Origin of the sequence: Halorhodospira halochloris, assembly GCF_002356555.2 — a bacterium.
In the GTDB taxonomy this organism is placed as follows: domain Bacteria; phylum Pseudomonadota; class Gammaproteobacteria; order Nitrococcales; family Halorhodospiraceae; genus Halorhodospira; species Halorhodospira halochloris.
In genome coordinates this window covers 1-13,848 of record NZ_AP017372.2, presented here as the reverse complement: position 1 = coordinate 13,848, position 13,848 = coordinate 1, and the positions used below count along the sequence as shown (strand labels likewise).

Annotated in this window: 11 protein-coding genes; 4 read left to right on the top strand and 7 right to left on the bottom strand. The window is 48.3% G+C overall.

Annotated features, from left to right (window positions below):
- Positions 1 to 38: 38 nt before the first annotated feature.
- From glnA to HH1059_RS00045, 3 genes are all read right to left on the bottom strand, one after another.
- On the bottom strand, positions 39 to 1,454 hold the full coding sequence (glnA, locus tag HH1059_RS00055) for a glutamate--ammonia ligase (RefSeq protein WP_096406849.1): 1,416 nt from the start codon (positions 1,452 to 1,454) through the stop codon (positions 39 to 41).
- 117 nt (positions 1,455 to 1,571) lie between these two features.
- Entirely contained in the window at positions 1,572 to 1,805 is a 234-nt protein-coding gene (locus HH1059_RS00050) for a sulfurtransferase TusA family protein (protein ID WP_096406847.1), read from the bottom strand.
- Positions 1,802 to 2,857 (bottom strand): tRNA (5-methylaminomethyl-2-thiouridylate)-methyltransferase, encoded by a 1,056-nt coding sequence (locus tag HH1059_RS00045; protein WP_096406844.1) that lies wholly within the window; start codon positions 2,855 to 2,857, stop codon positions 1,802 to 1,804. Before HH1059_RS00045 ends, HH1059_RS00050 begins: the two co-directional genes overlap by 4 nt.
- 125 nt (positions 2,858 to 2,982) lie before the next feature.
- Between HH1059_RS00045 and glyQ the strand changes: the two genes are divergently transcribed.
- From glyQ to HH1059_RS00025, 4 genes are read left to right on the top strand one after another with little or no spacing between them, the layout of a single operon-like run.
- Positions 2,983 to 3,897 (top strand): glycine--tRNA ligase subunit alpha, encoded by a 915-nt coding sequence (gene glyQ / locus HH1059_RS00040; protein ID WP_096406842.1) that lies wholly within the window; start codon positions 2,983 to 2,985, stop codon positions 3,895 to 3,897.
- Complete coding sequence (gene glyS, locus HH1059_RS00035; RefSeq protein WP_096406839.1) at positions 3,890 to 5,974, top strand: glycine--tRNA ligase subunit beta; 2,085 nt, start codon at positions 3,890 to 3,892, stop codon at positions 5,972 to 5,974. Before glyQ ends, glyS begins: the two co-directional genes overlap by 8 nt.
- Before the next feature lie 42 nt (positions 5,975 to 6,016).
- Positions 6,017 to 6,541, top strand: a complete 525-nt coding sequence (gmhB, locus tag HH1059_RS00030; protein ID WP_231901965.1) for a D-glycero-beta-D-manno-heptose 1,7-bisphosphate 7-phosphatase — start codon at positions 6,017 to 6,019, stop codon at positions 6,539 to 6,541.
- 18 nt (positions 6,542 to 6,559) lie between these two features.
- On the top strand, positions 6,560 to 7,282 hold the full coding sequence (locus HH1059_RS00025) for a lysophospholipid acyltransferase family protein (protein ID WP_096406837.1): 723 nt from the start codon (positions 6,560 to 6,562) through the stop codon (positions 7,280 to 7,282).
- A 23-nt stretch (positions 7,283 to 7,305) separates the two neighbouring features.
- Here HH1059_RS00025 and gyrB read toward each other — a convergent pair whose 3' ends face one another.
- The 4 genes from gyrB to dnaA all read right to left on the bottom strand — a co-directional run bounded on the left by gyrB (position 7,306) and on the right by dnaA (position 13,842).
- Complete coding sequence (gene gyrB, locus HH1059_RS00020; protein WP_096406834.1) at positions 7,306 to 9,729, bottom strand: DNA topoisomerase (ATP-hydrolyzing) subunit B; 2,424 nt, start codon at positions 9,727 to 9,729, stop codon at positions 7,306 to 7,308.
- 279 nt (positions 9,730 to 10,008) lie between these two features.
- Positions 10,009 to 11,064 carry a DNA replication/repair protein RecF gene (gene recF / locus HH1059_RS00015; protein ID WP_096406832.1) on the bottom strand — a complete coding sequence of 352 codons (1,056 nt, stop codon included), beginning with the start codon at positions 11,062 to 11,064 and terminating at the stop codon, positions 10,009 to 10,011.
- Positions 11,065 to 11,174: 110 nt separating this feature from the next.
- Positions 11,175 to 12,281 (bottom strand): DNA polymerase III subunit beta, encoded by a 1,107-nt coding sequence (gene dnaN, locus HH1059_RS00010; protein ID WP_096406829.1) that lies wholly within the window; start codon positions 12,279 to 12,281, stop codon positions 11,175 to 11,177.
- A 202-nt stretch (positions 12,282 to 12,483) separates the two neighbouring features.
- A complete protein-coding gene (dnaA, locus tag HH1059_RS00005; protein ID WP_096410260.1) occupies positions 12,484 to 13,842 on the bottom strand; it encodes a chromosomal replication initiator protein DnaA in 1,359 nt (452 codons plus the stop codon).
- Between the last annotated feature and the right edge of the window lie 6 nt (positions 13,843 to 13,848).

The window sequence follows — 13,848 nt, the reverse complement described above, 5'->3', positions numbered from 1 at the left end:
GCCTCCCCTCCATTGCTGCGATGCCGATGCGGCGTAAGTTAACAGCTGTAATAGAGATCGAATTCCACGGGGTGGGTAGTCATCCGCATGCGGGTTACATCTTCCATCTTTAACTCAATATAGGCGTCGATCATATCATCGGAAAAGACTCCGCCTTGTTTGAGGAACTCGCGGTCGTTGTCGAGGGCTTCCAGCGCCTCATCAAGCTGGATTGCAACCCGCGGAATCTGTTTCTCCTCCTCTGCCGGCAAATCGTAGAGGTCCTTGTCCATTGCTTCGCCCGGATGGAGCCTATTGCGAATACCATCAAGCCCAGCCATGAGCATTGAGGCGAAAGCCAGATAAGGATTGCCGGTCGGATCGGGAAAGCGAACCTCAATGCGTCGCGCTTTTGGGTTAGTAACGTAGGGAACTCTAACCGATGCCGAACGGTTGCGTGCTGAATAGGCTAGCAGCACCGGTGCTTCGAACCCGGGGACAAGGCGCTTATAGCTATTTGTCGAGGCGTTGGCGAAGGCGTTGATAGCCTTGGCGTGTTTTATGATACCACCGATATAGTAAAGCGCTTCTTCTGAGAGCCCACCATACTGGTCGCCACTAAAGATGTTGCGGCCTCCTTTCGATATCGACTGATGAACATGCATACCGCTGCCATTGTCGCCGACTAGCGGCTTGGGCATGAACGTAGCCGTTTTGCCGTAAGCATGGGCAACGTTATGGACGCAATACTTAAGGATTTGCAGCTCGTCTGCCTTTTTTACCAAAGTGCGTGCAGCGACTCCAATCTCACATTGTCCAGCTGTGGCAACTTCGTGGTGGTGCACCTCAGGCTCAAGTCCCATGTCGGCCATTGCTTGACACATCGCGGCTCTAATATCGTGCAGGGAGTCGACGGGCGGAACCGGGAAATACCCACCCTTAACGCTCGGTCGATGGCCGATATTGCCGTCCTTATAGACGCGCTCAGAGTTCCAGCCTGCCTCCTCAGAGTCAATTTGATAAAATGAGCCACTCATATCAGCGCCCCAACGCACATCGTCAAAGACGAAGAACTCCGGTTCGGGCCCGAAAAGTGCGCTATCCCCAACTCCGCTCGAAGCCAGATAAGCCTCGGCACGGCGGGCAACGGAACGCGGATCACGGTCGTAGCCTTGCAGTGTACTGGGTTCGAGGATATCGCAAACTAGATTTAGTGTCGGCTCATCATAGAATGGGTCGAGCGTGGCTGAATCCGGATCCGGCAACATGATCATGTCCGATTCCTGAATGCCTTTCCAGCCCTGAATTGAGGAGCCATCGAACATGGTGCCATCTTCGAATAACTCCTCGTCCACTTGGTCGGCAGGGATGGTGACGTGCATTTCCTTGCCGCGGGTATCGGTAAAGCGAAGGTCGACGAATTTCACATCTTCGTCGCTCATCAATTTGAGTACTTCTTCTGCAGTGCGTGCCATTGTCAACTTGCCTCTTTTGGTTATAAATCGTGGTTAAGTATCTATAGGGGCGAATGCCCGACAGCTATTACCGCACAGCTGCTGCTCAAAAAATGGGCAACGCGCCATACCTGGGCACTATTGTGGGGCATTTGCACGAATCAGCAAGTGGATTTCTTTGCCATCCTCCCAGGTGTCAAGCAGCTCGTGGCCATGAACTCGACACCAGGCTGGTATGTCCTGTAATGCACCAGGGTCGGTCGCGATAACTTCCAGTTCATCGCCTGGCTGCATCCGTGCGATTGATGCTTGCGTGCGGATGACTGGCATGGGACAGAGGAGATTGCGGCAGTCAAGTAAGTCACGTTTCAAGCTTTCCCTCCGATATACCAATGATCGGGTACTTGATCTGCCGGGAGAGGCGCAACCGTTAGCCGCTCAGTACTGCCATCGGGTGCGGCGGTTTCAAGCTCCACCTGCGCCTCACTCCTTCCGGATGAGAAACGGGCGACTATGCGCGCTGCAAGATTTATGTCGCCTTCTTCGATATGGCCATCGAGCAGGGCAATCGGTCCGCTATGGCTAACTGTTTGGAAAGATGTAAACCGGTCACGGTAGCCTTTTAGATAATTTGTCTCTCCCTCATCTCGAGCAATGATCAGTTTGAACCTTTCCCGCGGACGCAAGTGTCTACCGACTTTGAGCATCATGATATCTTCCATATCATAGTTTTTTGCCCCACGTGAGCGCCACAGATCGCTTAGCTTAGCCGAGTATTTCTCATCAGTCAGGAAGCAACACCCGCCTGCAGGTTGTGCCCACTCTTGCATGCCAAGCTGGCGCGCTAGTGCCATTTGCGGCTTGCGGCTGCGGCCATGAAAGTCAAATAGCTGGTCACGATCAACCCAACCCTCACGCTCAGGCAGAGATGGTTCAAGCAGCTTCGCCGAGAGTGGCCGGAGCAGCCGATCTTCGGCTTCTGACTCGTCAGAGATTATGGGGAGGAGTTTCTTTTTCTGTGACTTCGGACGTTGACCTACTACTTCGCCGGTTATAATAAAGTCAAAACCGTTGGCTTCTATCCACTCCCTTGCCTTGCGTACCATGAATATCTTGCAATCAAGACAGGGGTTTAGGTTTGCTCCATAACCATAGCGCGGATTCGTTAAGACTTCCTTGTACTCTTCAATCACATCCTCAATATGCAGGCGCATGTTGAGTTTCTCAGCTACCCACAGCGCATTGTTCTGCTTGGGTCGATGCTGATCTTTGTTGCGGATGGCATGGGTATGGCCTTCAACACAAAAGCCAGTGTAGAAATTAACACCCTCAACATGGATACCCTGATCCTGGATAACTCGAGCAGCAAGCATGGAATCAAGGCCACCAGAGATGAGGGCAAGTGCTTTACGCTTTGCGGTCATAGATCCTTGTACTAATTACGTCATTCATTTTTAGCAGATCGCGATTATACAGCCCCATGGTATTTGGTGACAGGCCAAAACCCATTATACTGCCCGCCTAAACAAGCACTGATACGGAGGCGAGCTTGGCGCAGCTACCGCAGGATTTTCAGGAACTGATACTTGCACTGCAAGAGTTTTGGGCAGAGCAGGGGTGCGTAATAGTCCAACCCCTTGATATGGAAGTTGGGGCGGGCACTTTCCATCCTTCTACTTTTTTACGCGCTATAGGTCCTGAACCCTGGCATGCCGCTTACGTTCAGCCTTCACGTCGCCCTACTGATGGTCGCTACGGGGAGAACCCTAATCGACTCCAACACTATTACCAGTATCAGGTAGTGCTCAAACCTTCGCCGGCCGACTTTCAAGATCGTTTTATACGTTCGCTGGAGCGCATAGGTATTGATCCGTTAGTACATGACATTCGTTTTGTTGAAGATGACTGGGAATCTCCAACACTTGGTGCCTGGGGTCTAGGTTGGGAAGTTTGGCTCAATGGCATGGAGATAACCCAGTTCACATACTTCCAACAGGTTGGGGGGCTCGACTGCCGCCCTGTAATGGGCGAGATTACCTATGGGTTAGAGCGTATTGCCATGTATGTTCAAGACGTAGAAAGCGTCTATGACTTAGTGTGGGCTCACACCGAAGCCGGGCCAGTAACCTACGGCGACGTATTTCTACAGAATGAGCGTGAGCAATCTGCATATAACTTTGAGCATGCCCCGGTTGATGAGCTTAGACGACACTTTGAGTCACTCGAGGGGCAGTGCCAAAAACTTGTTGAACAGCAATTGCCGCTGCCTGCATATGAACAGGTATTAAAAGCATCTCACGTGTTCAACTTACTTGACGCCAGGGGTGCAATCTCAGTCACTGAACGACAAGGATACATCTTGCGTGTTCGTAACCTTGCACGTTCGGTGGCAAACAGCTATTACGCGGCACGTGAGGCTTTAGGATTCCCAATGCTGCGCAATCAGGAGGCGAAGCATGGCTGAGGAAGCGCCATTGTTGGTGGAAATAGGAACTGAGGAGTTGCCTCCTCGCGTGTTGCGACAGCTGATGGATGCGTTCGCCAGTGAGCTGGTGAAAGAGCTTGATCAGGCGCGGCTCAATCCGCAACTAGTTAAACCTTTTGCCTCTCCGCGCCGATTGGCTGTCAGGATCGAAAGCATCAAACGCGTCCAGCCAGATGAACAAGTCGAGCGTCTCGGTCCGAAGGAAGAGGCAGCACTTGATAAAGACGGTAATTGGACTAAAGCTGCAATTGGATTCGCCCGCTCTTGCGGGGTAGACACGGAGAGTCTCGAGGTGGTCGAGACTGAAAAAGGTAGAAGGATAGCTTGGAGAGGCAATCAACCAGGCAAGTATGCCCAGGATTTAATTCCTGAGGCCATTGAAGCTGCTTTGAAGCGGTTACCTATTCCTAAGCGGATGCGTTGGGGAGCAGGTGAAGCTGAGTTCGTCAGGCCAATTCATTGGGTCGTAGCTCTACTTGCCGATGAGGTTGTGGATGGTTCCATACTGGGTATTCCTTGCGGCCGTGTAACTTACGGGCATCGTTTCCACGGCGCAGCCAGAGAAGGAATTGTAGTTGAACGAAGCGTTGATTATGAAAAGTTGTTGATGGAGAGAGGCTATGTCATAGCCGACTTTCATGTGCGTCGCCAGCGTGTAGAGCAAGATATACTCAGTCATGCCCAAAGACTCGGTGGCTCTCCAGTTATTGATGATGGACTGCTCGATGAGATTACAGCTTTAGTTGAATGGCCGGTTGCCTTGACCGGTGACTTTGATGAACGCTTTCTTGCCGTTCCAGAGGAGGCCCTGATATCGAGCATGCAGGGTCATCAACGTTGTATCCCGGTCCGCAGCCAAAGTGGACGTCTGTTGGCTAGTTTTATAGCCGTAGCCAACATTGAGAGCAGCAATCCAGATGAAGTTAGGCGCGGCAACGAAAGGGTAATCCGTCCACGACTTGCTGATGCCGAATTTTTCTGGCTTCAGGATAGGCGCAAGAGTCTCGCAGAACGTCTTGATGACCTAGCCGCAGTTACGTTCCATCGCCGGTTAGGCGATTTGCGTTCGCGCAGCCAAAGAATTGCCGAGATTGCCTCAGTTTTAGCCCCTTATATAGGGGCTGATAAGGATAATGCTCGCCGAGCTGGCGAATTGTGCAAGGCAGATTTGGTAACCGAAATGGTAGGGGAATTTCCTGAGCTGCAGGGGATCATGGGTGGTTATTACGCCGCGGCTGACGGGGAGGGTGAGGACGTATCCCAAGCTATTAAGGAGCACTACAAACCCGCCTTTGCCGGTGATCAGCTCCCGTCAACTGAACTTGCTTTGGTTGTCAGTGTTGCCGATCGGGTTGATACACTGGTTAGCATCTTTGCAGCAGACGGCCCGCCCAGCGCGGATAAGGACCCCTTTGCTCTGCGACGAGCAGCGATCGGGTTATTAAGGTGTTTGATAGAAGGGGGCTATGATCTTAATTTACTTGAGTTACTCGAGACGGCTGCTGCCCAGTTACCTCTTGATATAGCACCAGATGATGTTGCAAATCAGGTGTTTAGTTTTTGTCAGGAGCGTTTGCGCGGCTATTACACTGATCATGGATATGCAGCGGAGTTCTATGCAGCTGTTGCAGCAGTAAGGCCTTTATCCATGTTCGATTTCCATCGCCGCTTAACTGCTTGTGCACAGTTCTGGCAGCTCTCTGAAGCAGAGAGTCTAGCAGCTGCCAATAAAAGGATTCGTAATATCCTCAAAAACGCCGACGAATGCGTAGCGGGTGACCCAGCTACACCTCCGCCTGGTACAGAATCAGCAGAGCAAGAGTTAGCCTCCGCCCTGAAGCAATCCTGGCAAAAAGCCAGGCCATTGATCGATGACGGCGACTATAGTAATGCGCTCATCGCCTTAGCAAACCTATATGTACCGATTAATAGGTTTTTTGATGAGGTAATGGTTATGGATGATGATCCGGGTAAAAGAGCGAAGCGTCTGCAACTGCTGGATGGTATACGTGTTGCCTTTTCAAGCGTAGCCGATCTTTCTGAGTTGCCGGCTTAATAAATGGTCTCCCATGGTATGGGGTACACCCCCTGGATAATATTGGATAGAGACGGAGTCATAAATTACGACTCGGATGACTTTATCCGATCGCCAGATGAATGGGTGCCGTTGCCCGGCAGTATTGAGGCAATTGCTCGTCTAAGCCGTGCTGGTTGGCATGTTACAGTAGCTACCAACCAATCTGGGGTATACCGTGGCCTCATCTCTGAGGAGACCTTAGTAGCTATCCACAGATTACTGGAATCTACTGTTGAGTCTGCAGGAGGCAAGATCACTGCACTGGTATATTGCCCACATGGACCAAGTAATGGCTGTAGCTGCCGTAAGCCGAAGCCAGGCATGTATCAGAAACTCGCCAGACAGCTTGGTCATGAACTCACTGATGTTCCGGTTGTTGGCGACTCTCCGCGTGACCTTGAGGCTGCCGTAGCTGTAGGAGCTCGCCCTATGCTAGTACGAACCGGCAAGGGTGAAATGAGTATCGGGTCTGATGTGGTCAGTCAAGCCGAAATATTTCAAGATCTTAGTCAAGTCGTTGATTTTCTCCTGCAACAAGAACAATAATCCCTGGATAATCACGTGATGAAATCAAATAAGCCCCGCATCCTGCTAGGTAGTACCGCCCATCTCTCGCTAATGATCTTGAGTACCCCGCTTTGGGCCATCGGTGCCCTATTTGTTATACCTTTGCCCTACCAATGGCGATATAATTTTTTGATGACGTGGTCGTGGCTCATCATTGACTCGTTACGCCCGCTTTGCGGTATTCGGGTCAGTGTCCGTGGCAAGGAAAACATTCCACAACAACCATGCGTTGTTATGTCAAAGCACCAATCCGCCTGGGAGACCCTTGCCCTTGCTAAGTACTTTCATCCGACTACCTGGGTATTAAAGAGATCTCTATTGAGGATACCCTTTTTTGGGTGGGGACTTAGTCTGCTCAGGCCCATCGCTATTGACCGTGGAGCGACTAGTAATGCCCGTCAGCAAGTGTTGGAGCAGGGTATAGAGCGTTTGAATAGTGGCTTATGGGTATTGATATTCCCAGAGGGAACTCGGGTGTCGCCGGGGGAAAAGGCGCGCTATCAGGGTGGCGGAGTTCAGCTTGCAATCAAGTCAGAACGACCGATCGTTCCGGTAGCGCATAATGCTGGTAAGCACTGGCCTAGAAGAAGTTTCCTGCGTTATCCAGGGACTATCGATGTCGTGATCGGACCTCCGATAGAGACCCGTGGACGCACAAAGGGTGAAGTATTAGCCCAAGTTGAGTCCTGGATTGAAGGTGAGATGGTGAAGTTAGACTGACCACTCAAAACTAGGCATACAAACTATACATCCAGATTAGAAACGGCTAGTGCGTTGCGTTCTATGAAGTCACGTCTTGGTTCAACATGATCACCCATTAAAGTTGTAAATATTTCATCTGCAGCTACAGCATCATCTATTGTGACCCTCAACAAGCGGCGGGTCTCAGGATTCATGGTAGTCTCCCAAAGTTGATCTGGGTTCATTTCACCAAGTCCCTTATACCGTTGAATCGTTTGCCCCCGTTTGGCCTCCTCCATCAACCACTCAACTGCTGCACGAAGTGAATCGACCGGATGACGCTTCTCCCCACGGACTATCTCTGCGTCACTCTCAAGTAGGCCATCCAATAGGCTAGCCAGAGATTTTAATGTCTCGTACTCGGCAGATAGGAAGAATTGCGCGTTGAAGGTAAATGGGTGGTGAATACCATGCATCCGTCTTGTCACTACAGCAGTTTGAAACCCGCCATCCGGCCCACGCTGTATCTCACACCTGTATTGGCTTCCTGCATCAGTGGAACTATTTAGACGCTCCGCTAGTTGATTAAACCATACGCTCATATTATCCGCGTCGGTTATATCATCCTCGCTGATGGGCGGTAGAACAGTCATTTGTTCAAGTATTAATGGATCCCAACGTCGCGAGACGTGTTCTATCAAGTCCATAGCCTCGAAATAACGCCTCGCCAAACGGCCAAGCGCCTCTCCCGTTACAGGAGGCACTCCTCCACCAGGATGCAGTGCGGCACCATCCAGAGCTTGTTCCAGCAGATATTCAGTTAGCTCACCTTCATCCTTCACATAATATTCCTGTTTACCGCGTTTTATCTTATATAAAGGTGGCTGCGCGATATATACGTTGCCTCTTTCGACAAGTTCGCGCATTTGCCTATAAAAGAACGTAAGGAGCAGGGTGCGGATATGCGATCCGTCCACATCGGCATCAGTCATAATTATTATGCGATGATAGCGCAGCTTGTCCGGATCAAAATCATCCCGACCAATCCCACACCCTAGGGCTGTGATCAATGTCCCCACCTCAACAGATGAGAGCATTTTGTCGAATCGAGCCTTTTCAACGTTAAGTATCTTCCCTTTAAGCGGGAGAATAGCCTGAGTGCGTCGATCTCGACCCTGTTTCGCAGAGCCACCTGCTGAATCGCCCTCGACTAGGTATATTTCCGACTGTGCTGGATTACGCTCTTGGCAATCGGCAAGTTTGCCCGGCAACCCCGCAATATCAAGTGCCCCTTTGCGACGTGTCATTTCTCGAGCGCGGCGAGCTGCATCACGCGCCCTACAGGCGTCAATTACACGCTCTGCAATTGCTTTAGCCTCACTGGGATTTTCGGCCAGAAATGTGTTCAATGATTCTGTCAAGAGTGACTCAACAATCCCTTTGATCTCAGATGAAACCAGCTTATCCTTGGTTTGTGATGAAAATTTCGGATCTGGGGCTTTGACCGAAATGACTGCTGTTAGCCCCTCTCTTACGTCTTCTCCAGACGGGGTAGTCTTAAGACGTTTCAGGTAACCTTCACTCTCTAAGTAATGGTTTATGGTTCTTGTCAAGGCACCACGAAAGCCAGCAAGATGAGTGCCGCCGTCGCGCTGCGGTATATTATTGGTAAAAGTAAATATATTTTCTTGGTACGAATCATTCCATTGCATCGCTATGTCTACACCAACATCATCGCGCCACGCTGTTAGATAAAATACAGTTGAGTGTAGAGGCGTCTTATTTCGATTAAGGTGTTCAACAAAGGCACGTATTCCACCGGTATATTCGAATATGTCTTCTTTCTCACTATTCTCATCCTTGAGATGTATGCGTACCCCAGGGTTGAGAAAAGATAGTTCACGGAATCTTTTAGCCAGTATATCGTAATTGAAGTTGATGTCAGTAAAGACATTACCCGACGGCTTGAAGGTGATGGATGTACCAGTTTGTTGTGTCTCACCAACTACCTTGAGTTGAGTTACCGGTTCACCGTCGCGGTATTCTTGAACGTGAACCTTGCCATCACGCTCTATCACTAAACGTAGCCGCTCCGAAAGTGCGTTTACCACTGAAACGCCTACTCCATGCAACCCACCCGATACCTTGTAGGAATTATCATCGAACTTACCTCCGGCGTGGAGTACAGTCATAATTACCTGAGCTGCAGGAACACCTTCTTCCGCGTGTATATCAACAGGAATGCCACGGCCGTTGTCGTAGACTGAAACCGAGCCATCAGCATGTAGCGTTACACCGACCTCGCTGCAATGCCCAGCAAGTGCTTCATCAATTGAGTTATCGAGGACCTCGAAGACCATATGGTGCAGGCCAGTACCGTCATCTGTATCCCCGATATACATACCAGGACGCTTGCGTACGGCATCTAGCCCGCGCAGCACTTGGATGCTTTCTGAATCGTACTGCGGAGTGATCTCCGTGGTCATTGTTGCTCCCGCTTCATTGGCTTTATGTTTCATCTATAATCGGTCAATTACCTGCACATTGTAACATTGTGTGCTCTTAAAGACTGCCTTAATCAGCTGTATCAGAGGCATCACGAGCTTGTTTTCTTATAACAAGCGTGAATATAAGGCGTTAGAGCAGAAATTAGAACAGTTACACACAGAAACCTTTGTCAGCTCTACCCAGCCATTTGTAATGACTCGTAAGGTTATCTGCTACTAGTTTGTAACAGCGAACTGAGTGACGTTAAGCGTCCTATATTAGAAATGCCTCATAGGCTCTAAGCATCCCGATGATAGGGCATACCAATCAGCATCTTGGTTAATGACTGCTAAAGGCTTGGAATCTATTGCAGTTAGAAATACTTGGGCTTCAATATTGGCAATCGATTGCATGACGTAGGCAAGATGATGGATATCAAGTTCAGCAGCAAGATCGTCTATAAGTAGTAGCGGCTGTAGACCCTGATCTGCCCAAAGTTTTACCTCAGCCAACAGAAGAGCAACAACTAACAATTTCTGCTGCCCGCGAGATAGTATTTCGGCGACAGGTGTTTTTGTTAGAGTCATCCGCAAATCTGCTCGATGTGGTCCCTTGCAAGTGTAGCCCTGCCTAGAATCTCTAGCGCGGTTAGAGTAAAAAAAACTCAGCCAATCACCATCTTCTGGTGAGCTCCCAATGTACGTTAAGTTTAAACCCTCTATCCCTAGCCAGGTGTAAGTAAGCTCAGCCCATAGAGGGTGGATGGAGTCAATAAATTGCCTCCGTGACTTGTCAATAGCCGCAGCGCTTTCAGCAAGTGTGGGTATCCAAGATGCTGCAAGACGGTCATGCCCATAACGCAGAGCCGCATTCCTTTGCCGTAATGCCTCTTGGTAGCGCAAGGCTATCTTGCGATATTTGTTGTCTACGTGAAAGGCTCCCCAGTCGAGAAAATTTCGGCGGACTTTTGGTCCATCTAGTATAAGGCGTTGATGCTCTGTATTGATTAATTGTACTGGCAACCTTTTTGCTAGAACTGTACGGCTGGTTATATTCATGCCATTGACGCGAATTTTAGTAGCGTTTTCGCTACGGGTTACTCCTAGTCGATCATCTCCACGTTTTGCGAAGACATGGCACTTTTGGTTTGACCAATTTATGAGATGCCCCAATCGCTGTGTTCTGAATGACCTAAGTCGTGATAAATAAAAAATAGCCTCTAAAAAACTAGTTTTACCGGCCGCGTTATCACCGACTATAATATTTGTCCTTTGGTTGGGCCTCATTTTCAGATGATGTATATTTCGAAACCCTCCTATATCAAGCTTGTTCATAAGTACTCAAAGTATCCTGCTATGTAAATATTTTCTCGCGGTTATCACTTATTACGGGTCGTGCACTATCAAAAGAATTTTGAAATCATGATACTTGTATATTTTAAAAGTCAAAGTCTCATCGGCATTATCACATAGCGCGCTGATTCATCACCTATGCCTTTAAAAACGCCACTGCTATTATTTCTACCAATCAGTATTTCAACTTTCTCACCTTCTATTGCATTCAATGCGTCAAGGATATAAGAACCATTAAATCCTATTTCAATTAACTCCCCGCCAAATTCAGCCTCTATTTCATCTGTAGCCTCTTCTTGATCCATTTCTTGATTATGTGAGAAAACTCGCAAAGCATCTTCCTCAGCTGCTAGCCTTACGCCTCTTGATTTTTCACTAGAGAGCACCATAACTCTAGAAATAGCTTGACGTAAAGAGTCACGACAAACTACAAGACTATGGTCTATTTCTGATGGGAAGACGCGATTGTAATCAGGATAACTACCTTCAATCAGATTAGATGTCATACACATACCATCTAGTTCGACTCTAAGATGTTTCTTGCCTAATTGTAGTTCAGCTATATCTTCACTATTTGAAAGCAAGCGCAAAAGCTCCTGAACCCCTTTGCGAGGCAGGATGACCTGGTAAGGGTTATTCACTTTTATCGCACTACTACTATCGACTAAAGATAATCTGTGGCCATCTGTTGCAACTGCTCTTGCTCCAGTACCAGTTAGTTCGAGCAATAATCCATTGAGTGTCTGCCTTACGTCCTGTTGTGCCATTGAAAAATATGTGCGTTCGATTAAGTCTTTCAGTTCGTTCTGTTTGACAGTTACGCTTTCGGCAATTTCGATAGAGCCAAGAACTGGAAATTCATCAGGTGGCATTGTGCCTAAATTAAAACGACTTTTTCCAGAGGTGAGTAATACTTTGTTTCCTGATAATTCAATATCTAGTAATGATTCCTCAGGAAGATTCCGGCAAATATCCATCAACTTTCTGCTAGATAATGTCACCATTCCATTATCTGTTACATCTGCCTGAATATTCGCCACTAGTTCTACCTCCATGTCTGTGGCTACGAATCTTAGACCATTATCCTCGGCCTTAATAAGAATATTATTAAGTAAAGCCCAAGTTTGCTTCCGGTCAATGATGCTGACTAGATGTTGAAGAACTGGTAACAAGTTCTCTCTTTGCGCTTGTAGCTTCATGATTATTTACCATTAATTTATTATGATAGTTCTTGTTATTATTAGTATCTTCGCAGCTTGTTGAAAAGATCCTTAAAGTCTTGATATGAATACATAATTAGCTGTTGCTAGAAGGCCTACAACTAATCATACAACTTGTGGAAAAGCTGTTGATATAGAATCATTTACTATCTAGCTCATTTTTATCCACAGCTTGTTCATATCAGGTACTCAGGGTTCTCATGAGGTTCTCATAGTCTTCAGCTATGCGTGAGTCACTCTCAATCAGCTCCTTAGTTTTCCGTGCTGCATGGAGAACCGTAGTGTGGTCTCGACCACCGAATGCGTCACCTATCTCAGGAAGTGAATGTGTTGTCATCTCCTTAGCAAGAGCCATGGCCATATGGCGTGGTCGAGTAATAGATCGGCTTCGTCGCTTAGATAGCAGGTCAGCAACCCTAATCTTGTAGTAAGCAGCAACTGTTTTTTGAATGTTGTCTATAGTTATGAGCTTGTCGTGTAGTGCAAGAAGGTCTCGGAGGGCTTCTTTAGCAAATTCAACGTCAATTGATCTACCTGTGAACTGAGCATTAGCAGTGATACGCCTCAGTGCACCTTCCAGCTCACGCACATTTGATCGTAGTCTTTTCGCTACAAAAAATGCCACCTCGTCGGGTAGTTCTACACCGTCACGATCCGCTTTGCTTTTGAGTATTGCAACCCTAGTTTCGAGTTCAGGTGGCTCTATGGCGACTGTAAGCCCCCAGCCGAACCTTGACTTAAGCCTCTCTTCTAAACCGTCTACTTCCTTCGGATATCGGTCGCAGGTCATTATTATTTGCTGATCACCCTCAAGCAGAGCATTGAATGTATGGAAGAACTCCTCTTGAGAACGTTCTTTACCGGCAAAAAACTGGATGTCATCAATCAGCAATACGTCTAACGATCTGTAGTGGCGTTTGAAGTCGTTGATAGTGTTATGCTGCAACGCTTTGACCATCTCTGCAACGAATCTCTCCGAATGCAAGTATACAACTTGGCTATACGGCCTTTTCGTATGCATTGCGTTGCCAACAGCATGCATAAGGTGTGTCTTACCCAAGCCGACACCACCATAAAGAAACAATGGGTTATATGCCTTACCAGGGTTCTCAGCAACCTGCGAGCTCGCTGCCCTTGCGAGTTGGTTTGATTTACCTTCGACGAATGTGTCGAAGGTGAAATTTGGGTTCAAGTTCGTCTCAGTTGTGGGTCTACGGTGAATCTTGTGGCTTTGCTCGTCTCCGGCGTCCCTGCTAGCTTCTTGCTGGTTGTCCGATGAGACCTTAGATGTCCTTGCAGATGATCCAACCTCTATGACCAGTTCTGGAGCTTGTGTCGGCTCAAAGATGCACAGCAACTCCTGGATTCTCGTAAAATAGTTCTCCTTCACCCAGTCGTGGACGAAGCGATTTGGGGCGAAGAGGCGCATAACACCATCATCTTGTTGAGCCTGTAGAGGCCTTATCCAAGTGTTGAGGTGTTGTTCATCAACCTCTGCCTCAAGTTGTTGCAGGCATGCTGCCCAGAGAGACTCATCCATACACAT

What these genes read in the sequence shown, in the direction of transcription:
- glnA (WP_096406849.1), bottom strand. Translation starts at nt 1,454, where the DNA reads ATGGCACGCACTGCAGAAGAAGTACTCAAATTGATGAGCGACGAAGAT.
- HH1059_RS00045 (WP_096406844.1), bottom strand. Translation starts at nt 2,857, where the DNA reads ATGACCGCAAAGCGTAAAGCACTTGCCCTCATCTCTGGTGGCCTTGAT.
- glyS (WP_096406839.1), top strand. Translation starts at nt 3,890, where the DNA reads ATGGCTGAGGAAGCGCCATTGTTGGTGGAAATAGGAACTGAGGAGTTG.
- HH1059_RS00025 (WP_096406837.1), top strand. Translation starts at nt 6,560, where the DNA reads ATGAAATCAAATAAGCCCCGCATCCTGCTAGGTAGTACCGCCCATCTC.
- gyrB (WP_096406834.1), bottom strand. Translation starts at nt 9,729, where the DNA reads ATGACCACGGAGATCACTCCGCAGTACGATTCAGAAAGCATCCAAGTG.
- recF (WP_096406832.1), bottom strand. Translation starts at nt 11,064, where the DNA reads ATGAACAAGCTTGATATAGGAGGGTTTCGAAATATACATCATCTGAAA.
- dnaN (WP_096406829.1), bottom strand. Translation starts at nt 12,281, where the DNA reads ATGAAGCTACAAGCGCAAAGAGAGAACTTGTTACCAGTTCTTCAACAT.
- dnaA (WP_096410260.1), bottom strand. Translation starts at nt 13,842, where the DNA reads ATGGATGAGTCTCTCTGGGCAGCATGCCTGCAACAACTTGAGGCAGAG.